19 protein-coding genes are annotated in these 20,196 nt (G+C 38.6%); 11 read left to right on the top strand and 8 right to left on the bottom strand.

The window, feature by feature from the left end; genetic code table 11:
- Positions 1-61 precede the first annotated feature (61 nt).
- The 5 genes from ACQ334_RS14070 to ACQ334_RS14050 form a co-directional block, all read right to left on the bottom strand.
- Positions 62-1,828, bottom strand: a complete 1,767-nt coding sequence (locus ACQ334_RS14070; protein ID WP_430988870.1) for an OmpA family protein — start codon at positions 1,826-1,828, stop codon at positions 62-64.
- Between the two features lie 114 nt (positions 1,829-1,942).
- The gene (locus tag ACQ334_RS14065; protein ID WP_430988869.1) at positions 1,943-2,938 is read right to left on the bottom strand and encodes a hypothetical protein; all 996 of its coding nucleotides are present in this window, start codon (positions 2,936-2,938) and stop codon (positions 1,943-1,945) included.
- Between the two features lie 44 nt (positions 2,939-2,982).
- Positions 2,983-3,603 carry a hypothetical protein gene (locus ACQ334_RS14060; RefSeq protein WP_430988868.1) on the bottom strand — a complete coding sequence of 207 codons (621 nt, stop codon included), beginning with the start codon at positions 3,601-3,603 and terminating at the stop codon, positions 2,983-2,985.
- Positions 3,604-3,718: 115 nt separating this feature from the next.
- Positions 3,719-3,907: a hypothetical protein gene (locus ACQ334_RS14055; RefSeq protein WP_430988867.1), complete on the bottom strand. Its 189-nt coding sequence runs from the start codon at positions 3,905-3,907 to the stop codon at positions 3,719-3,721.
- 431 nt (positions 3,908-4,338) lie between these two features.
- Positions 4,339-4,845: a deoxycytidylate deaminase gene (locus tag ACQ334_RS14050; RefSeq protein WP_430988866.1), complete on the bottom strand. Its 507-nt coding sequence runs from the start codon at positions 4,843-4,845 to the stop codon at positions 4,339-4,341.
- 131 nt (positions 4,846-4,976) lie between these two features.
- Between ACQ334_RS14050 and ACQ334_RS14045 the strand changes: the two genes are divergently transcribed.
- From ACQ334_RS14045 to ACQ334_RS14015, 7 genes are all read left to right on the top strand, one after another.
- The gene (locus tag ACQ334_RS14045; RefSeq protein WP_430988865.1) at positions 4,977-5,966 is read left to right on the top strand and encodes a Gfo/Idh/MocA family protein; all 990 of its coding nucleotides are present in this window, start codon (positions 4,977-4,979) and stop codon (positions 5,964-5,966) included.
- 118 nt (positions 5,967-6,084) lie between these two features.
- Positions 6,085-6,510 carry an SRPBCC family protein gene (locus ACQ334_RS14040; protein WP_430988864.1) on the top strand — a complete coding sequence of 142 codons (426 nt, stop codon included), beginning with the start codon at positions 6,085-6,087 and terminating at the stop codon, positions 6,508-6,510.
- A 95-nt stretch (positions 6,511-6,605) separates the two neighbouring features.
- Entirely contained in the window at positions 6,606-7,151 is a 546-nt protein-coding gene (locus ACQ334_RS14035) for a GNAT family N-acetyltransferase (RefSeq protein ID WP_430988863.1), read from the top strand.
- 118 nt (positions 7,152-7,269) lie between these two features.
- Positions 7,270-8,160: a sterol desaturase family protein gene (locus ACQ334_RS14030; protein WP_430988862.1), complete on the top strand. Its 891-nt coding sequence runs from the start codon at positions 7,270-7,272 to the stop codon at positions 8,158-8,160.
- A 74-nt stretch (positions 8,161-8,234) separates the two neighbouring features.
- Positions 8,235-8,921 carry a hypothetical protein gene (locus tag ACQ334_RS14025; protein ID WP_430988861.1) on the top strand — a complete coding sequence of 229 codons (687 nt, stop codon included), beginning with the start codon at positions 8,235-8,237 and terminating at the stop codon, positions 8,919-8,921.
- A gap of 290 nt (positions 8,922-9,211) precedes the next feature.
- On the top strand, positions 9,212-9,997 hold the full coding sequence (locus ACQ334_RS14020; protein WP_430988860.1) for a hypothetical protein: 786 nt from the start codon (positions 9,212-9,214) through the stop codon (positions 9,995-9,997).
- A 109-nt stretch (positions 9,998-10,106) separates the two neighbouring features.
- The gene (locus ACQ334_RS14015) at positions 10,107-10,556 is read left to right on the top strand and encodes a hypothetical protein (protein ID WP_430988859.1); all 450 of its coding nucleotides are present in this window, start codon (positions 10,107-10,109) and stop codon (positions 10,554-10,556) included.
- 84 nt (positions 10,557-10,640) lie between these two features.
- Here the strand turns inward: ACQ334_RS14015 and ACQ334_RS14010 are convergent, their stop codons facing one another.
- The 3 genes from ACQ334_RS14010 to ACQ334_RS14000 all read right to left on the bottom strand — a co-directional run bounded on the left by ACQ334_RS14010 (position 10,641) and on the right by ACQ334_RS14000 (position 13,051).
- On the bottom strand, positions 10,641-11,345 hold the full coding sequence (locus tag ACQ334_RS14010) for a hypothetical protein (protein WP_430988858.1): 705 nt from the start codon (positions 11,343-11,345) through the stop codon (positions 10,641-10,643).
- Positions 11,346-11,465: 120 nt separating this feature from the next.
- On the bottom strand, positions 11,466-12,530 hold the full coding sequence (locus ACQ334_RS14005; protein WP_430988857.1) for a branched-chain amino acid aminotransferase: 1,065 nt from the start codon (positions 12,528-12,530) through the stop codon (positions 11,466-11,468).
- Between the two features lie 50 nt (positions 12,531-12,580).
- Positions 12,581-13,051, bottom strand: a complete 471-nt coding sequence (locus ACQ334_RS14000; protein WP_430988856.1) for a GNAT family N-acetyltransferase — start codon at positions 13,049-13,051, stop codon at positions 12,581-12,583.
- A gap of 101 nt (positions 13,052-13,152) precedes the next feature.
- On the opposite strand from ACQ334_RS14000, the gene ACQ334_RS13995 reads away from it, so the two are divergent.
- The 4 genes from ACQ334_RS13995 to ACQ334_RS13980 all read left to right on the top strand — a co-directional run bounded on the left by ACQ334_RS13995 (position 13,153) and on the right by ACQ334_RS13980 (position 20,002).
- Positions 13,153-14,592 (top strand): PLP-dependent aminotransferase family protein, encoded by a 1,440-nt coding sequence (locus tag ACQ334_RS13995; protein WP_430988855.1) that lies wholly within the window; start codon positions 13,153-13,155, stop codon positions 14,590-14,592.
- Positions 14,593-14,765: 173 nt separating this feature from the next.
- Positions 14,766-18,002: a T9SS type A sorting domain-containing protein gene (locus tag ACQ334_RS13990; protein WP_430988854.1), complete on the top strand. Its 3,237-nt coding sequence runs from the start codon at positions 14,766-14,768 to the stop codon at positions 18,000-18,002.
- A 235-nt stretch (positions 18,003-18,237) separates the two neighbouring features.
- Positions 18,238-19,083 carry a PAS domain-containing protein gene (locus ACQ334_RS13985; RefSeq protein WP_430988853.1) on the top strand — a complete coding sequence of 282 codons (846 nt, stop codon included), beginning with the start codon at positions 18,238-18,240 and terminating at the stop codon, positions 19,081-19,083.
- Between the two features lie 145 nt (positions 19,084-19,228).
- The gene (locus ACQ334_RS13980; RefSeq protein WP_430988852.1) at positions 19,229-20,002 is read left to right on the top strand and encodes a LiaF transmembrane domain-containing protein; all 774 of its coding nucleotides are present in this window, start codon (positions 19,229-19,231) and stop codon (positions 20,000-20,002) included.
- The last annotated feature ends 194 nt before the right edge of the window (positions 20,003-20,196 follow it).

Genomic DNA, 20,196 nt, shown 5'->3' with positions numbered 1-20,196 from the left:
TATTTCAAACAGCGCAGACCGCTCTCAACTTTCAACTTTTAACTCTCAATTTTCAACTCGATTACTCACCGAGTACAATTTCCACACGACGGTTTTTGCTTCTACCAGTTTCTGTGCTGTTATCAGCAATCGGTTTAGCGCTACCAAAACCTTTTGCTTCCACACGGTTTACAGGTAAACCCTTCTTCTGCAAATATGCTTTTACAGCATTCGCTCTTTTTTCAGACAATGGTATGTTGGTTACATCATTACCGCTATTGTCAGTATGGCCATACACACCAATCTTTAAACCTTCAGCAACCACAGCCGATTCAAAAATTTCATCCAGCAATCTGTAAGAAGCAGGCTTGATGTTAGCAGAACCTGTTTCAAATTCTATGCTGTAACTTTTAGATGACACAGTTGCGGTGATCTGGTCTGCATACTTTGTTTCAATCGCTTTACCCTGCATCAGGTCAGGATGATTGGAGATCACACTGAACAAGAAACTTTTGTCGACAGCCTTTTCGTAAGGCATGAATGTTGGTATCAGCGAAGGGTACATTTTCACCATCAGGTTACCGAAAGTGTTGTACACAGCTTTGTAACGATCCACTTTATCTTCACCTAAACCATAAGTGTTAGCCATATCGCTAAGATTGAACACCATACTACCGCCAAGGTTTACCTGCTGACCCTGGATATCTTTTTCCACGATACCATTATAATACTTCAACCAGTAATCAGCATCTTTTTCCTGGTACACCTGTGCACTTACTTTAGCAGCAAAGGCTTTGGCTTCATTGAAAGAACGTACCTGGTCACCAGCCTGTGCCAAAGCAATGATCATATTTTCCACATCTGTTCTGTGGTCATAAGCCCATTTTTTAATGGCGATGGTTTGGTTAGGCATTTGCGATGCATACTGTTTGGTATTGGCAATAGTTACCAGTCCGCCTTTTTTTGTGGCGATGTTTACGTCGCCGGGTGTCCATGTGGCCACACCATCAACATTGACAGTAGTATCGCTACCGGTTGTTTTACCATTCCTTACGATCTTTCTTTTTTCACTGTAACCTGTGATGTACTTGTTAGGTGCATCAAGGAAATCATTCGCAGCGATGATGTTGATCGCATCTGCATCATAAGTGGTTTCATCAGGGTTTACTTTTAAACCGTTGTCACCAGCCCATTTCAACAGTATGTTGATATCACCGTCACGCAATACACCGGCCACACATTTACCTAAAGCATTCTTCGGATCCTGTTTCCATGATGCAGGAGCCATCACCTGGTCTTCACCATAACTTTTACCGTGTGTTACCGGTATAATGATAGGTTGGTATTCTGGTCCTAATGGTTCCAGTTCTTTCGATAAGGAAGTCATAAAGGCCGGCATACCGTCACCCATAAAAGTGATCAATACAGCTGGGGTGTTAGGATTACTTTTGTATTCATTGGCAAACTTTACCAGGTCTGCCATCTGCCTGTTACAGTCGTCCTGGCGTACATAAGTAACATCAAGATGCGCTTTGTCGAATAAAGAATTTTTAGTCGTTTGCACACCACCGTTAGCGTACATGCCACTGAACTGACTGTTCCATGCCATACGCTGCCAGATGATCTTCGTACCTCCGTTCACTGCATTATCGCTGGATGGTAAAGGCAGTAATACTGCGTTACCACTCAATGATGCATCGGGCGCATCGGGTAGGGTTACTTCGCCAAGGTCAACTGACTGGCTTACTTCTTTAGGACGGCTTTGATACCATCTTACACTGAATATTGCGGCAGCTACTACGGCTGCTATAATGAATAATTTACCTGCGGGTTTTAATTTAACTGACATAGTTGTATGTTTTTATTTTGTTTGTTTAATTGATTACACGAATTGTTATTAATTACACGAATTACTTTGCGCCTATGTTTTCTTTGCCTCTTTGCGTGAAAACTTTGCTGAAGCCTAATCAAGTAATCCTCTATACTTATCTGTTATGTTTACATCTTTCAACTTACCGGTGTTGCTATTGTTGTCCAACGCATTATTGGTATAGTTAAAATCTTTGTTCAGATCGAAGTTGTTGATGAGTTCAATAGCCTGTGCAGATTTTGCTTTATCTTCCAGTACCTTATCATCCATAAATCTCGACGTAACATCTATCGCAGATTTAATGTGGCCGATCTTTTCACCGATCTGTTGTTTCAAAACCGCCAAAGCTTTTTCTGCATCCTGGTTCAGTTCATCATCACCCTTAAATGCTTTCATAGCGGTGGTTACGGCTGATAAACCTGTTGTTACAGAATAGTACAGGTCCTTCTTTGCTTCCAGGTCAAGCTTTGCATCTTCCAGCATGATACCACTCTCTTCATAAGCTGTATCTGAGAATTTGATGAGCTTGTTCAGGTCGCCTACTATGGGTGTTACATTGTCGATGTATTCACGGCAACGCAATACATTATTGGCATACAGGTCAACCTGTTTTGATTTTTCTTTTTCCTGTTGCAGAATTTTTACTTTCTGCACATTCAGCATCAACTCTTTTTCTTTATCCTTTAGTTTATCCATCAGTTCACTTTGTTTGCCTTTTAGTTTTGAAGATTGCTGAAACAAAGTATTCCTGTCTTTATAACCCTGTTCAATTTTTAATTGCAGGATGTTGAAAGGATTTAATTCGATAGCCAGTCCCAATGTGTAGTTGGCAATGAACTCAGAAAAATAACGGATAGCCCTCCAGAATTTTTTATTGGTTACTATCATCAGCAATACGCCAAGGATAGATCCGCCGATGACCAGGTTTACCAGGTTCCAGGTTACGGTTACCAGCCAGGGTAACACAAAAGTTAGAAACGCATAAGTTAATCCTGCAAATAGCGACAAGCCGATAATGGTGGTGGCGATATTTTTAGGTTCGCTGAACCAGCCCGGTTTTTTAGTTTGTTTAAGAATGGTGTTCATCATTGTTGTTGTTTTTGATGGTGATTAATACTTGTTTAAAATTTTTGTTAAGCGATATGTTGTTTTATTTTTTCAATGTCCAGTGTTATCTGCTGCTTCATATTTTCAGAAGCAGTTTTATACCCACCGGTATTGCTTTCGATCTTTTCCTCGTTTTCTTTTACTTCGGCGTGCAGCAACTGAACCTGGTTTTGCAGATCAGCAATCTCTCTTTGCAATTGTTCCATACGTTGCTGCTTGTTTACGATGTCCTGTTGTTTAGCCTGTACTTTTTCTGCCAGTGCCGCATCAACAGTAGAACTGAAGTTGGCTGCATCCGTTTCCAGTATCTTTAAATAAGCATTGGCTGTTTCAAGCAGCTTGTTCTTATCAAGGCCCTGCACATTCAATCCTGCGAATGCAGAACTATACCTTAACTTTTCATCTGCAATACCAGACATTGCCTGGGTCATCTTTGCAAATTCAAAGTAGTCGGGGCCGGGCAGGTTAGCATCGTTAAACAACTTGTCGAAATACTGTTTAAATTTTTCGTTGTTGTTAGCCGGTACTGCTCTTGCCATAGATGCCGGTGTGGAATGTTGTTGCGTTTCTTCCGGCACCGTAACAGATTTTTTTTCTTCTGTTATGTCCACGAAGGCTGAAAGAATTTTTTTTCCAAAACTTGCCATAGTGTTGTTGTTTTTAATAGTTAATTACTCAGGTTTTATTTTTGTTTGGGCATAGCATGGCCTGTATAGCTTTCGCCATATTTTTTTTGCCTTGCATTTGCTTAATGAAAAACTATCAGTAGCGCAGGGGCGCTGTGATGTTGAACGGATAGTCAGTAATACTATCAGGTTCAGCATTGTCCTGCGGCACAATGGTTACAGCATGCTGCAACGATTGTGCAAATACCCTTGTTTTTTTGATGATCACCATCAGTATACACATAAGTATAACGGTACCGGTTACCACCAGTTTAAATAGCTTCATTTTCTGAATGCTGTTTGTTAAGGTTGAAAAAGATTTACCACTGCTTGTAAGCGGAAGTAAAATCGTTACGTTTAAATCTTTACTGTTTGGAAAAATTTACAGGCTGGAGATATTCCCGGGTGGATTTTCTCTCAATCTTACGAGAGTAAATCTTTTGGCCAGAAATGCATGTGTCATAATAGTTGGAGTAATACTCCTTTTTGATTTGGAAACGTAAAGATATATTGGCGGCAGAAGCTGCTATAGCGAATACGGTACAAACGGGACTTGCGGTTTCACAAGTGGTAAAGTACGCCTGATGAATGGTATGTTAAGGTTTGGTGGAAGGTAAATAAGGTGTACGAGTGGCAGCGCAAGAATGCCTAACTGGTTGTTTATCAGCAACTAATGTAAAAAAAACAATTTTTGTCAATAATGTTTAGCTTTTCTGCTTACACATCATCTTCGTTAAATGATAACACCAGGTTACTGATTGTTGCATTCACTTTCCGATAAGTAACGCCTGCTTTATCCAGCATCAGCTTTGAGGCTTTTGCTGTATCTGTACCGGCATATTTATCCGACAGGTAAACAACTTCTGCAATGCCTGATTGTATAATGGCTTTGGCACATTCATTACAAGGGAAGAGGGCGGTGTAAATTTTGCAACCATGCAGATCCATACCAATATTATTCAAAATAGCATTCAATTCTGCATGGCAGATATAAGGATATTTTGTTTCCAAAAAATCTCCTTGTTTTTCCCATGGAAATTCATCATCACTGCAACCGGTGGGCAGGCCATTGTAACCAGCTCCCACAATTTTATTTTTGTCGTTTACAATACAGGCGCCTACCTGCGTATTCGGGTCTTTACTTCTGCAGGCACTCAATAGCGCTACTCCCATAAAATATTCATCCCAACTAATATAGCCTTGTCGTTTTTGTAATGCTGGCATATCCATGATTAATTACTATGGCTACGAATGTAGGGAATTTAGTTTTTTTAATAGCAGCTTTTTTATTTGATGCCAGACAAAAAATATAGTGATAAATTACAGTGTCAAAAAAAAAATACAAAATCATTCTTATGGATAAAATTCGCTGGGGCATATTAAGTACGGCAAAAATTGGCAGAGAAAAAGTGATACCGGCTATGCAGGCAGGTAGTTATTGCCGTATTGATGCTATTGCATCGAGAGATATACAACTTGCCCAGGCAACGGCTGATGCATTGGGCATACCTAAAGCCTACAACAGTTATGAAGCTTTATTAAATGATGCAGATATTGATGCGGTATATATTCCTTTACCCAATCACCTGCATGTTCCCTGGGCAATAAAAGCATTAGAAGCCAACAAGCATGTACTTTGCGAAAAGCCAATAGCACTTTCGCCGGAAGAAGCAAAAGCATTGCAATTGGCTGCACAGCAACAACCACATTTAAAACTGATGGAAGCGTTTATGTACCGCTTACACCCTCAATGGATAAAGGCAAAGCAAATAGTAAAAGATGGTGCAATAGGGGAGTTAAAAAATATTCAGTCCTTTTTTTCTTATTATAATACCGATACCAATAATATCCGCAATAAAAAAGAAGCAGGAGGTGGCGGCCTTATGGACATTGGTTGCTATTGTGTTTCGCTTGCCCGTTTTATTTTTAATGAAGAACCAACAGCTGTTTTTGGCAATGTGGAATTTGATCCTGTTATGCAAACTGACCGTATGGCTTCCGGTATTTTAAAATTCAGTAAAGGTGATTCCACATTTACCTGCTCCACACAATTGATGCCTTATCAGCGGGTAAATATTTCGGGCACTACAGGTCGAATAGAAATTGAGATTCCATTTAATGCACCACCATTAACTGCAACACGTATTGGGCTGCATACAAAAACCGGTACTGAAGAAATATTGTTTGAAGCAGTTGATCAATATACTTTACAAGGTGATGCTTTTTCAAAAGCAATTCTGGAAAACACTGCAGTGCCCACTGATCTGCAGGATGCGGTAAATAATATGGTGGTGATTGATGCGGTTTTTAAAAGTTCGGCAGAAGGCAAGTGGGTAATGATCTGAAAACGGCTTTGTCGTGATTACCCCTTTTAATTTCGTTTTTACCCAGCAGTATTATAAAATTGTTGTTGGATATTTGTGTTGTTAAAAAAATACATCAGTAACAATAAAAATTAAAAAGATGGAAACACAAAACAAAGCCGTGCTTACAATAGCAGCTACCATTAATGCACCGGTACAAAAAGTATGGGCTTACTGGACAACACCAAAAGATATTATCCAATGGAATGCCGCCTCTGATGATTGGCATACCACCAAGGCAGAAAATGACCTGCGTGTGGGTGGTAGTTTCAGCAGCAGGATGGAAGCCAAAGATGGTAGTTTTGGTTTTGATTTTGGAGGCGTTTATGATGTGGTAACCACTAATGAGTATATTGAATACACATTGGGTGATGGCAGAAAAGTAAAAATCAATTTCACTCCTGCAGGAGATACAACCAGAATAGTAAGCAACTTTGAAGCAGAGAGTCAGAATCCTTTAGAAATGCAACAGGGCGGATGGCAGGCGATCCTCGATAATTTTAAAAAGTATACGGAAGCTAATTAATACTTTTGCTGAATAACCTGAAGCCCCGGTAGTTCGGGGCTTTTTTATTGTATCTGCCTTAGCTTTGTAGTAAATTATTAACACTGGAAATATTTATGGCTACAACTATTAATTTTCAACCATTTTTAAAAGATGCTCTTGTTATTGCAATGCCACTTCAAACTAACGATTTTGAAGTATTATACAATGCCGCATCAGATCCTTTGATCTGGGAGCAGCATCCTAATAAAAACAGGTACCAGCGTGCAGAATTTGAAAATTATTTTAAAGGGGCTATAGAATCCGGCGGTGCATTTATAGTGAAAGATGCTGTTACCAATGAAGTGATTGGCAGTTCCCGTTTTAGTGATTATGATGCTGCAACAAATACTGTTGCTATCGGCTATACTTTTTTTATACGCAGTCATTGGGGCACCGGGCACAATTATGCACTTAAGAAATTGATGCTGCAGTATATCTTTCAATTTGTTGATACTGTAAATTTTTATATTGGTGCAGTGAATAAACGTTCTCAAACTTCTTTGGAAAGATTTGGCGCCATAAAAACAGGCGAAAAAGAAATGGCTTATTACGGAGAGGCTGCTAAGCTTGATTATATCTATACTATCACCAGGGCGCAATGGCTGCAATTAAACAAGTAACCATTTGTGCCTATGTAAAACGGTAGTTAACGTACTGTTGATATCGTGTGCTTCAGGCCAAAAAATATATTTTTGATTTAACAGGGCGGGAAATTTTTCCGGGTCTAAATCAAAAATTATGATTGGTTTTGTAAACAGTAAGTTGGTTGTTATAATAAGTATACCGCTCACTTTTTTACTTATTTGTATTGAGTTGTATATCGGTTACAGGCAACAAAAAAAATATTATTCTTATACTGATACCAGGGACAATATTTTACTGGGACTTTTGTTTGCAGGTGTAGAGGCACTTTTAGGTGGAGCCTGCCTGTTGATGCTGATGGCCGTGTATGCACATGGTTTTAAAACAGCGCCAGTAAATCTTTATATATATTGGTTAAGCCTTTATTTTGCAGAAGATTTTATTTATTATTCCATGCATTACCTCGATCATCATGTACGGGTATTGTGGGCCGGGCATATCACACATCATTCTTCCGATCAGTTTAATTTTTCAGTAGGCGTAAGGGCCGCTATTTTTGAGCCGGTAGAAAAATTCTTTTTCTTCATCCCTTTAGCAATAGTGGGTTACAGGCCTATAGATATTTTACTCATTTATATCATTTCTCAAACTTATGGTACATTGGCACATACAAGGCTCATAAAAAAAATGGGTTTCCTGGAATATTTTTTAATTACACCATCACACCACAGGGTTCATCATGCAAAAAATATAAAATACCTGGACAAAAATTTTGGCATGACGATCATTTTATGGGATAAATTATTTGGCACTTTTCAACAAGAAGAACAGGAAGAGCCTGTTGAATTCGGTATAAGAAAAGCAACACCGTATAAAAATTTTGCTGACGTGGTTACCTATGAAATAAAGCAGATAATAAATGATACCCGCCAGCCTGTTACAGTCAAACAAAAATTGAAATACCTGTTTGGGCCACCTGGTTACAGCCATGATGGCAGCAGGCAGACAACAAGGGAGTTAAGGAAAGAATATTCACGTGATAAATGATCTTGTTTCGATTTACTTAAATGCATTGCATAATTAGCCGGAAATTTTATAATTTCACAGTATAATCTCACAATATGAAAAGACTTTTTTTAGTGGCATTGTTTATTCAGTTAACATGTATGGGTTTTGCACAAACACTTAGCCATATTGCTTTATCTAATGGTATTACACTTACATCGTTTTCATTCATTACCGACCAGCAGGCCATCATCAGGATTTCTCCCGATGGGAAAATGATGGAATGGGGAACCGAACTGGAACCTGGAAGGCTTGGTTATTACCAGGGCAAATTGCAGCCTTATATGGGCAGGGTGGAATATTACGGACAGGAAGCTGACGAGGCATTTCGTGGCAAAGTAAAAAGTATTGGTACCTGTACTATCACTTATTACACTTCCTCTCAACCCGAATCACAAAAGGGAAAAGTAAGAACTATTGGTACTGTTTTGTTAGATTATTATATGACTTATGATAATGAAAGCTTTGCAGGTAAATTAAAATCTGCCGGGAATGTTGCTATTACTTATTATGCTTCATTCGATAATGAATCTTTTAAAGGAAAATTAAAAGCTGTTGGTAATACGTTGCTTACCTATTATTCCATATTTGATGACAAATTCAATAAAGGAAAAATTAAAAGTATCGGTTCATATAATTATGCCTGGTATAATGATTTTGACCGCAAAGAATTACAGGGTGCTATGAAAACCGGTAATACGCTGCAAAAAATAAATGGGGTTACGTATAATATCTGGCAATGATGTAATAAAAGGCATCATGTGTAGTGTATGTCCACTAACGGAAAATGAAATTGTTAAGAAGCGGCAAATTATTATAAATGGCCGCTTTTTAGTTGGGATAAATTGTACTTACCTAACCATAACCCTGAAGTGCAGAAAAATAAATAGACAATAATTATTTAAAAACGCTATCTTACCAATCACTTCTCTTTATTAAGTCGGTAATGTTTTGGCCTGCACCTTACTAAAACTGGTTTTAATTCGCTCTCTTTTACGATTGCCTTTTATTAATTAATTAAAACCAAACAACAATGAAATCGATTCTTGCTATCGGGTTGTTAGCAATTGTTAGTTGCAACAATTCTGACAAAAAAGAAAGCGCCGGTATGACGGGTGTATATACCATGCTGTCTCAATCGGTAAATGATGGTAAAAAAGATACCACTTACACCAACCTTAAACAGTTAAAAATCTACACCGCAGATCACATGATGTATGCTAATGTAAATCCTGCCGATTCTGTATCCTCATTTGGTATTGGTACTTATACTGCCAGTGGAGATACTGTTACAGAAAACGTAGTATACAACGCTTCTGATACCAGCGCAAACAGTACCGCCGCAAGTTTTACTTTGCTGATAGAAAAAACAGCCAAAGGCTACAAACAGGTAATACCAGAAATAAAAATGGGAGATCAGAAATTAAAACTCACTGAAGAATATGAAACTTCTGGTTCCGCAACAACAGCTGCGTTAGATGGTGCCTGGAAGCAAATTAAGGGATATAATATAAAAGGAAAAGACACTGTACCTAATACCACTATTCAATATAAAACTTATTATGGAGGTTATTTTATGTTTGGACATACCTACACAGATTCTGTAAAAAAGGTGCACACAGGTATGGGATATGGTACTTTCGCAATGAACGGTACCAATAAAGTTAAAGAAAATGTTACTGCTTCAACATACTCCCAGATAAGAGGAAAAAGTTTCGATATCGATATTGAAATGAATGGGTCGGATGAATTTAAACAAACCATTACTGATACCGACGGTACTAAAGCGATAGAAATTTATCAGCGATTAAAAAAATAAGCTTGCCTTAATTATACAAAGAAAGTTCATGCCGCTGTGTGGACTTTCTTTTTTTTATAACATGAATTGAATAAAAAATTTTAATGCCGGAAAGTTTATTTTTGTACTAATGACGCTCAAACAAAAAATACATGATCATTATCTACAAGTGATCAATGATAAAGTACAGTTGTTACAAAAGGTTTTGGCCGACCTGAAAGAGAGTGGTGCCAATGAAACTAAAAGTACTGCCGGTGATAAACATGAAACCGCATTGGCCATGCTGCAGATTGAACAGGCTAATAACAGGGAACAATTGGAAAAACTGGTGTTGCAAAAAGCTGCGATTGAAAAAATTAATCCAAATATTGTCGCCGGTATAATTGTAAATGGAAGCCTGGTTAAAACCAACCGTGGATTTCTTTTTGTAAGCATTGCAGCAGGCAAAGCTGTAATAGATGGCTGTACAGTAATGGCACTTTCCCCGCAATCGCCGTTGGGGATGCGGCTAATGGGTTTAAAAACAGGGGATAAGGCCGAAGTAAATGGTAATCAGTATATCATTGAAAGTATTGCTTAGTCTGCCTGCCAGGTATTGCTGAAAACCCGTAAAATAAATTGGTGCGCCCCGGGTAATGATCCCGGTTCTTCACTAATTTTTTAATTACTTCATTAAGAAAATTTTATCAGAACCAACTTTCCTGATGTACACAGGTAATCCTCTGTCGCCGGCAGCACCATTTTTTCCATCTGTGCCTTTGCCTGGCTCGTATGTATAATCAGCTGCTGCTGCTCCTCCCTGGCCTTTATAACCACCACGGCCACCTTCATTAGAATAAATAAGACAAGGGCAATTGATAAATGCAAAAGCAGTGGAATCAAAATACACTTCAATGTTTCCGCCCTTGCCACCTTTACCACCATCACCACCTGATCCGCCGGACGTAGCGCTTTTCTTACCATCCTTCGATAAACCTGTTCCACCTGCACCACCACTTCCTCCATTACCACCGTCTGCAATAAATTTAATTTGTCCCTTTTGCGGATCTACAAAAAAAGTATCTTTTGATGATTTTGTATTGGTAGTACTAACTATTTGTAAAACTACATTATTGCCTTCAGCAGGTATTGCTGCAATATTGATGCGTACCGAGGCACCTGCTTTTCCATCGCTGCCATCTTTGCCACTATTAGCCATGCGGAATAATTTTATTAAAACCCATCTGTGATCGCCATCTTTTCCACTTTTAGCAGCTTCTGGTTTGTAATCAGCAATCTGTACCCCATCAGTTTTAGACTGACTAAAAGTTTTGCAAAATGAAAGCATAATAATAAATACAAGTAGTAAATTTTGTAATGCAGTTTTCATACAAAAAATAATAAGCGGATAGTTTAATGATTTGTACTTCTCCTATAAAGATATAAAAAATGCCAGCATTAAAACCGGCACTTTACATTGCATAAACTAACTAAAAAAAATGGTTGCTCATCAAACGATATAATTCCACTCATGTACATCGGTAATTTGCCCGGTGCGTATTAATTCCAATTGATCTTTTAATTTATTGTGCAAACTATTTTCATTGTATGCAGGTAAGGAGTGATCTATACCATTAATATTTATTACAGCAATTGGTGCAACAACCGCAGCAGTACCTGCACCAAATGCAGCACTGATTTTTTTTGCAGTAAATGCATTTTCTAATTCAGTAATGCTTACAGGCCTTTCTTCTGTTGCATAACCAAGGTCATTAGCCAATGTTAATAGTGAATCTCTTGTTACGCCATCTAAAATAGAATCTGATAGCGGGGGAGTAACCAGGGTATTATTAATCACAAACATCGCATTCATCATGCCTGATTCCTCAATGAACTGGTTGTCTTTTCCACCTGTCCACAATACCTGGTCGTAGCCTTGTTGTTTGGCTAATTGGGTGGGGTAAAATGCACCGCCATAATTACCCCCGCATTTTGCAGATCCGGTGCCACCTTTGGCAGCACGTATATAAATGTTCTCCACTTTTACTTTTATAGGATTTGCAAATAAAGAAGGCACCGGCCCGGTGAAAATTATAAAGCGATATTCGTCGGCGATCTTTACACCAAATTTTGCTTCGCTGGCATACATGAAGGGGCGTATGTATAAAGCACTACCACTTTCAGTTGGTACCCAACCTTTATCCACTTCAATTAAGCGCATTAATCCTTCAGTAAAAATATCTTTAGGTATCGGTGCCATGCACATCCTGTCTAACGATTTTAAAAAACGGTCGTAATGTTTATCCATCCTGAAAATATTAATGCGGCCATCTCTCATCTTAAACGCCTTCATGCCTTCAAACACAGTCTGGCCATAATGCAATGCCAATGTAGTAGGGCTTAAAGAAAGATTTGCAAATGGAACTACCTGTGGTATTTGCCATTCGCCATTGGCATAGTCGCATAGCAACATGTGGTCAGCAACATATTTTCCAAATTCAAGGGTTTTAAAATCTACTTCATTTAATTTTGAATGAAGAGTTTTACGTACGGAGATGTCCATTGTCAGTTCCATATTAATGTTGGTTTAATTTTTATTCTAAATCATAAATCTTATATCATACATCACAAATCATCTATCACAATCTCCATTTTTACATTCGCTCTTTCATACACACCAGGTTCTACCGGCAAATGTTTAAATCCAATTTTCTCATACAACTTAATGGCATTAGCATTTTTAGTATTGGAGTAGAGAATCACTTTAGTGGCACCCAATGCTTTTGCTTTTTCAAAACTGGCATAGCTTAAAGCTGCTGCAATTCCTTTGCGCCTGAAATCTTCACCCACCGCCATTTTGGTAAACTCATAAGTCTGTGCATCTACTTTTCTTAATCCAACAGTGCCAGCAGCAACACCTTCATACAAAGCCATCAATATCGCCCCGCCATCTTTTAATATGGCTTCTTCAGGATTAGTAAGTACATATTCATCCACCGGTTCCATCGTAAACCAGTCTTCAATCCATTGCCTGTTAAATTTTTCAAAGTAAGGCTGGTACTTTGCTTCGTATGGTACAATGGTGATATTGTTCATAGCTATCTTTTTTCTTTTTCACATTTACAATACAAATTTTGTACTTTTATTTTGTTTAAAACAGATGCAGATTTGTTATTTTTGACTATATCAGATTTGTTATGAAAAAAAATCAATTCAATTCAGAAGATCATTTATACCTGCAGGTGGCTGATGGGTTAGAGAAAATGATTGCGGGTGAAGTATTGCGTATCGGTGATAAATTACCCTCTGTACGTGTACTTAGCGAAGAGTACGGAATCAGCATGGGTACTGCATTCCAGGCTTATTACCATTTAGAAGGGAGGGGGCTTATCGAATCAAGGCCTAAGTCGGGTTACTACGTCCGTTTCAATCACCAGCGCTTTCCGCAATTACCCGACCAGGTAAAACCGGACGCTTTATCGCATGATGTGAGTGTAAAGGAAATGATCGCTTCTATTTATGCAGATATTGCAGCAAAAGATGTGATCAATTTTGCATTGGGGGTTCCAGATCCTTCATTATTGCCGGCAGCAAAAATTAATAAATCGGTTGTGTATGCTTTAAGAAATTCAAAAGACCATTGTATCGGTTACGAACACACGCAGGGAAACCTGGAATTGCGCCAGCAAGTGGCAAAGCTTTCATTTAACTGGGGTGGTAAAATTAAACCGGAAGAAGTGATCATCACCAGTGGTTGCCTGGAAGCGGTAATGATGTGTTTAAAAGCAGTGACCAATCATGGCGATACTGTGGCAGTAGAATGTCCTACTTATTTTGGTATTTATCAATCTATAGAAAACCTGGGATTAAAAGTAGTGGAAATACAGGCTGATCCTGTAGATGGTTTAGATCTTGATGCTTTGCAAAAAGCAATAAAAAAATTCCCTATCAAAGCTTGTGTAGCGGTTCCCAATTTCAATAATCCACTAGGTACCTGCATGAGTGATGAGAACAAAAAGAAATTAGTGGAGATCATTACTAAAAACAATATCCCGTTAATTGAAGATGATACTTATGGCGAATTGCATTTTGGCAAGAACCGCCCCAAAGCCTGCAAAGTGTACGATACAAAAGGGCTGGTGATGTATTGTGCTTCCCTGTCAAAATCATTAGCACCGGGCTACCGTATTGGCTGGGCATTGCCCGGTAAATTTTTCGAACAGGTGAAACAGATCAAACGGATTCAGAATATCAGTAGCCCTTCATTAACACAGGCAGCAATGGCGCACTATTTAAAAAATGGCCGGTACGAATATCATTTAAAGAATTTACGCAAGGCATTGCACACACAAAGCCTGCGGTATATGCAGGCTTTAATTGAATATTTTCCTGCAGATACAAAAATTTCCCGGCCCACCGGTGGCTTTACTTTCTGGATCGAACTAAATAAAAAAGTAGATTCTTTTAAGTTGCGTACAGAAGCTATGAAACATAAAATTTCTATTGTACCGGGAAAAATATTTTCTGCCAGTATTGATTACTCTAATTATATACGTTTGAGTTTTGGTAAACCATGGAGTGACGATGCTGACTATGGTTTGATGATGTTGGGAAAAATTATAAAGAAACTGACATAGATTTTAAATACCCGGCCCGCTTTTAATTAAGTTACTTAAAAAAAATTGCATTACAATAATTGTATTTATGCAGTTATCCCTGTAAAATGCGTTATTACAGAGGTAACATTAATTTAATAATTCAGTAACATTAGTATCATCCGTTAGCGGAACCTTTGCCGAAACTAACAACGATGAGAAAACTTATTTACATTTTTCTTTTTTTATTCTTTTCTATTAACGGATTTTCACAATTTACACCAGGTAATCTTACAGTTTTACAGGCAGATGCCTCTGCAAACAATACAACCTGCAGCGTAGTGGAAATTAACACTACAACTGCCGCTCAGTCTGCAATTACTACAGTTGCAATTAACGGTGCAGGAACAAATGCGTTAAGGTTTTCAGGCAGTGCTACTTCTACTGGCTATCTTGCTACCAGTAATGATGGTACTTTGCTCTGCTTTACCGGGGCGAACAATATTAATACTGCAGCCAATGTAAATACTCTTAACCCAAGAGGTATAGGCACATTAAATGCAGCACAAAATTTTAACCTGGCTACTACGTATACAGGTACATCAGGCAACCAAACCAGGGGCGCATCAACTTCTGATAATGCTTCATGGTATATTATAGACCAGGGTGGCTTATATACAAATGGCACCAGTACTGCAAGCCCATCAGCTAATATTCGTGCAGGAAAATTTTTCGGAGGTACTATTTATATATCTTCTGCAAGTGCTACGGTGATACAGGTTAATACGGTGTCAGCCATTTCCGGCGGCACACTTACCGGCTTACCCGGGCTTACCAATAATGCCAACCTGCAGGATTTTTACCTGGTATCATCCGGATCTAACGGCGCTGCATATGATGTGTTATATGTTTTGTCTGCCACATCAAATACAGCAGGAACAATAAGTAAGTATTCTCTTGTTAGTGGTACCTGGACAGCAAATGGAAGTTATACCACTACTTTTGGTGGTTTTGGTATTGCTGCACAAATGGGCGGCGGCGGAGCATTTTTATATGTTTCTACGGGGATGGGAGCTTTAACGGCTAACAGCATTATTAAGTTAACAGATGTTGCAGGTTATAATGCAACAATTGCAATTACAACTGGAAATAACATAACATTATACAGTGCACCAACCGGTAAAATCGCAAAAGGAGTTGCATTTGCCCCGATAGCTTCTGTAGCGCCGTCAATTATACCTAACCCGGTAAATCTTAATTTTCCAAATACATTAACAGGAGCATTGTCTGCGCCACAAACAATTACACTCTCTGCTTCAAATTTATCTCCTGCATCAGGTTTATTAACTATTACAGCACCTAATACTAATTTCCAGGTTTCAAATGACGGCACTACATGGAGTAGCAGTACTACAGTTGCGTATAGTGCAAGTGGGGCATCAGTGGGTAATTTCCAGGTTCGTTTTTCTCCTCAGGCATCTGGTTTGCAATCAGGTAACGTAAGCATAACGGGAGGCATACTTATTGCATCGGCAAATGTTGCAGTAAGTGGCACTGGAGATAATGCACTATCACTTACTTTCAGTGCTTCAACAACAATAGTGCTCAATCCTCCGTACATAAGCGGAACGATAAATGATCTTGCAGACCCTGCTAAACAAACGGGCATTATTACTGATATAAAAGAAAACGGGATTAATATACCGTCGGCAAACTATACCCTCACAGCATCAAGTACTAATACCACAGTAGTACCGGTTGCAAATGTGAGCATAACAACAGCCGACGGACAGGCAACTATAAAAATTACGCCTGCAGCAGTGGGGTATGCCGATATTACACTTACACTCACAAAGGGTGTTGATACTAAAACACTCGTAATTCATTATGCAGCTTCCTCTTCAGCGTCATCATCGGCAGGTACACACTGGCATACAGGAGATTCGGATGCATCCTCAGCCATTGCAATAGATGATAATTATATGATCACTTGTGATGATGAAAAGAATTTATTGTATGTTTTTGACAGAAACCAATCAGGGCTGGCAGTAAAAACTTTTGATTTTAACCAGGGACTTACCAATTACCTTGGCTTAACTGATGGCAGTGCAGGTAACTGGAAAGAAGTGGATGTGGAAGCCAGTGCAGTAAGTACTACTGTGACTGGAAAAAGTTACTGGCTGGGCTCTATGAGCAATAGCAGCAGTTTTAATGTAAAGCCCAACCGTGATCGTTTATTCGCTATTACTACAACCGGAACCGGCGTTGCCACTACTTTTGTAAACGCCGGCTATTATGCAGGTTTAAGACAGCAGTTAATAACCTGGGGTGATAATAATGGCTATAATTTTACTGCCAGTGCAGCTGATGGGCATGATCCTAAATTAATTGATGGCTTTAATGTTGAAGGCATGGTTTTTGGGCCTGATAATACCAGCTTATTTATCGGGTTCAGGGCACCGTTAGTGCCAACGGCTAACCGTACAAAAGCTGTTATTGCTCCGCTTCAAAATTTTGAGAGCTGGTTTAATAATGGTGCTCCGGCTGGTAATCCAACTATTGGCGCACCAATAGAACTTGATTTAGGTGGAAGAGGTATTCGTGATATTATTCGTTTAAGTAACGGATTTTATATACTTGTTGCAGGCAGTTATGATGAAACAGCTGTGCCAGCCGTATACAGGTGGACCGGTATTTCAGCAGATGCTCCTGTTCTTCTTTCTTCTTTTGATGTTACCGGCCTTAACCTGGAAGGTGTTTTGCAGGTAAATGAGGGTGGTGTGCTATCGCTGAATAAACTACAGTTTATAAGTGATAACGGAGATAAAGTATATTATGGAGATGGTATTGCGGCCAAAGATCTTGTGCAGAATAATTTTAAGAAATTCAGCTCTGATATTATTGTGTCTTCAATAACTGGTGTACTGCCCGTAAGCTTTGAATATTTTTCAGCAAGTCGCCAGGATAAAAATGTACTCCTGCAATGGAAAACAGGCCAGGCAGATAACTTGCGGTCTTTTGAAATTCTTCGTTCTGTAAATGGCCGTGATTTTATCAGTGTTGGTAATATTATTGGGGCATCATCTCAATCTGTATATTCATTTACTGATAAAAATATAATTAGCGAAAAATTATACTATAGAATTAAAGCTATAGAAATAAACAGTACTCAATATTTGTCTGATATAAAATTAGTAACCCTCCGCAATACAAACAATATAATATCAGTATATCCCAACCCGGTTAAAAACAATCAGTTTACCGTCTCTGCAAATGTACCCGGTAATAAAATGATTCATGTGTATTTTGCAAATGGAAATTTATTTACAGAATTACAGTTTACTGATAATAAAAAAGATATCAATACCAGTCGATGGGCAAAAGGATTTTATATAATTCGTATTGTAAGCAGCGAGGGTGAGTCAACAAGTCAGAAGTTGATAGTACAATAAAAAACTGAAATCATTTTCTTTTTTCACCGGGATATCAAACCATTAATATAATGGTTTGATATCCCGGTTCCTTTTTAGAAAATATCAGGTAGCAATACGTCGTAATTTTACTCATTTAAAGGCAATAGTATAAGAGTATATTGGTATAAAGAAATAGCGTAAATAATAAATTTGTCTTAACATTTTAAAATGTAAGATTCTGTTTATATCTTACAATCGTAACCTTAAACCAACCATGAAAAACCAGTCCCCTCCCAATTTCCCACAAGTGGATCAATATTCTTTTACAAGAGACAACGACGCCAACAAAACGGATGCGTTGTATAATGAACTGCTGCAGCTTCCGGATGTGATCTTCCAGACAGACCTGGACTTTATTATTACAGGCTGGAATGATGCCGCAGAAAAGATCTGTGCGCTTTCTGAAGTGAAAGCAAAAAATATTTTCGAGTTAGATAATATTAATTTTTCTGCTGAATCCATTGAAATCATGAAGCAGCAATTCCGTAACGATGGTATATGGAATGGTAATATTCATTTTAACCGGAAAGATGGAATGGATATTTATTTTCGTTCATCTGCACATTATATTATGGATGCTGAGGGAAAGCCTTCTTCAATTATGATTGTCAATCACAATATCAATCAACAAATAATTGCGGCACAAAAGCTGGTTGAAACAGAGGCCATGTATAAAATGGTGATTGATGCACTTGACCAGGGAGTACTGCTAATTCAGGCAAATGGAATGATAATGGCGGCCAATAAAAAAGCATCGGAAATTCTTGGTGTGGCACAGGAAAATCTGATAGGGCAGATTCCCGTAAGTGGCGGCAGGTGGAAAGTATTTCGGGCCAACGGAAAGCCATTTCCGGATTGCGAATTGCCGGCGGTGGTAAGCCTGCAAACCGGTTTTCCGCAAAAGGATGTTGAAGTGCGTATTGAAAAACCCGATGGAAAATCTTTCTCGATATTGATCAGCAGCCAGGCAATAATGAGAGAAGGAGAATTTAATCCTTATGCTGTGGTGGTATCTTTTATTGATATCAGTGATGATAAGGTAAATACCGCCTCTGAATAATATAGCGTTTACCTCTATTTATAATTCCCCGGAAAATTTCACCTGCAAAATATTGTGGTTTACCGACGTTTTGATTGCAATTGCCTAATGCCGTTTTTTCATAGGGCAACGGCGATATACATTTGTATTACAAAAACAACAAGCAATGGAAAATAATTTTAAAAGCGACAAGAGACAGGAAGGCAGGATATTTGCCGGGATAATTTTAGTGGGCGTTGGTGCAGCATTACTGATGCGTAATTCCGGTTTTCCATTTCCCAACTGGCTTTTCAGCTGGCCTGTAATATTGATACTGGTAGGCATTTACAGTGGCTTTAAACACAACTTCAAAAATAATACCTGGATCATTATGATTGGTATTGGTGGTTTTTTTCTTGTCGACAGGTTTATCCCTGACATGAAACTGGCACCTTATTTCTGGCCGGTGATCATTATTGCAGCAGGCGTACTTTTTATACTTCGCCCTGATAGAAACAGATGGCTGCATAACCATAATGATGAAAAAAAAAATGACCCGGATACCATAGCAGGTAGTACATGGCAAAAAACAGAAAGCAATAATTATGAAACTGACAGTACTGATTTTTTAAAAGTATCTTCTGTGTTCAGTGGTATAGAAAGAAGTATGGTATCAAAGAATTTCCAGGGCGGCAGGATAAGCTGTGTTTTTGGTGGCGCCGATATTGATCTTACGCAAGCAGACATACAAGGCAAAAAAGAGATCCGGTTTGAAGTGGTGTTTGGTGGTGTAAAATTAATTGTGCCTCCAAACTGGGTTATATATAATCAGATTGACGGTGTGTTTCATGGCGTGGAAGATAAACGCAGGTACAATGCTGCAGTTGATGCCGCTGCCGAAAAAGTTTTAATACTTAAAGGCTCGGTGGTGTTTGGCGGGGTGGAGATCAAGAGCTACTAAATTAATACGAGCCTTTGCAAATTACCAGCGGTAATAATTAGGCATATACAAATGTTCAATTTTCAATGCTCAATACTCAATACTCAATATAAAACACAAGTGCATTTTCCCTGAACATTGAAAATTGAGCGTTGGGTATTGATCATTTTCTTACAACAGGCGAAGCGGAAAGAAAATTAAACAGCATCACTATT

Origin of the sequence: Ferruginibacter sp. SUN106, from assembly GCF_050611765.1 — a bacterium.
In the GTDB taxonomy this organism is placed as follows: domain Bacteria; phylum Bacteroidota; class Bacteroidia; order Chitinophagales; family Chitinophagaceae; genus Ferruginibacter.
This window is presented reverse-complemented; position numbering and strand designations above follow the sequence as displayed.

What these genes read in the sequence shown, in the direction of transcription:
- ACQ334_RS14070 (WP_430988870.1), bottom strand. Translation starts at nt 1,828, where the DNA reads ATGTCAGTTAAATTAAAACCCGCAGGTAAATTATTCATTATAGCAGCC.
- ACQ334_RS14065 (WP_430988869.1), bottom strand. Translation starts at nt 2,938, where the DNA reads ATGATGAACACCATTCTTAAACAAACTAAAAAACCGGGCTGGTTCAGC.
- ACQ334_RS14060 (WP_430988868.1), bottom strand. Translation starts at nt 3,603, where the DNA reads ATGGCAAGTTTTGGAAAAAAAATTCTTTCAGCCTTCGTGGACATAACA.
- ACQ334_RS14055 (WP_430988867.1), bottom strand. Translation starts at nt 3,907, where the DNA reads ATGAAGCTATTTAAACTGGTGGTAACCGGTACCGTTATACTTATGTGT.
- ACQ334_RS14050 (WP_430988866.1), bottom strand. Translation starts at nt 4,845, where the DNA reads ATGCCAGCATTACAAAAACGACAAGGCTATATTAGTTGGGATGAATAT.
- ACQ334_RS14045 (WP_430988865.1), top strand. Translation starts at nt 4,977, where the DNA reads ATGGATAAAATTCGCTGGGGCATATTAAGTACGGCAAAAATTGGCAGA.
- ACQ334_RS14040 (WP_430988864.1), top strand. Translation starts at nt 6,085, where the DNA reads ATGGAAACACAAAACAAAGCCGTGCTTACAATAGCAGCTACCATTAAT.
- ACQ334_RS14035 (WP_430988863.1), top strand. Translation starts at nt 6,606, where the DNA reads ATGGCTACAACTATTAATTTTCAACCATTTTTAAAAGATGCTCTTGTT.
- ACQ334_RS14030 (WP_430988862.1), top strand. Translation starts at nt 7,270, where the DNA reads ATGATTGGTTTTGTAAACAGTAAGTTGGTTGTTATAATAAGTATACCG.
- ACQ334_RS14025 (WP_430988861.1), top strand. Translation starts at nt 8,235, where the DNA reads ATGAAAAGACTTTTTTTAGTGGCATTGTTTATTCAGTTAACATGTATG.
- ACQ334_RS14020 (WP_430988860.1), top strand. Translation starts at nt 9,212, where the DNA reads ATGAAATCGATTCTTGCTATCGGGTTGTTAGCAATTGTTAGTTGCAAC.
- ACQ334_RS14015 (WP_430988859.1), top strand. Translation starts at nt 10,107, where the DNA reads ATGACGCTCAAACAAAAAATACATGATCATTATCTACAAGTGATCAAT.
- ACQ334_RS14010 (WP_430988858.1), bottom strand. Translation starts at nt 11,345, where the DNA reads ATGAAAACTGCATTACAAAATTTACTACTTGTATTTATTATTATGCTT.
- ACQ334_RS14005 (WP_430988857.1), bottom strand. Translation starts at nt 12,530, where the DNA reads ATGGAACTGACAATGGACATCTCCGTACGTAAAACTCTTCATTCAAAA.
- ACQ334_RS14000 (WP_430988856.1), bottom strand. Translation starts at nt 13,051, where the DNA reads ATGAACAATATCACCATTGTACCATACGAAGCAAAGTACCAGCCTTAC.
- ACQ334_RS13995 (WP_430988855.1), top strand. Translation starts at nt 13,153, where the DNA reads ATGAAAAAAAATCAATTCAATTCAGAAGATCATTTATACCTGCAGGTG.
- ACQ334_RS13990 (WP_430988854.1), top strand. Translation starts at nt 14,766, where the DNA reads ATGAGAAAACTTATTTACATTTTTCTTTTTTTATTCTTTTCTATTAAC.
- ACQ334_RS13985 (WP_430988853.1), top strand. Translation starts at nt 18,238, where the DNA reads ATGAAAAACCAGTCCCCTCCCAATTTCCCACAAGTGGATCAATATTCT.
- ACQ334_RS13980 (WP_430988852.1), top strand. Translation starts at nt 19,229, where the DNA reads ATGGAAAATAATTTTAAAAGCGACAAGAGACAGGAAGGCAGGATATTT.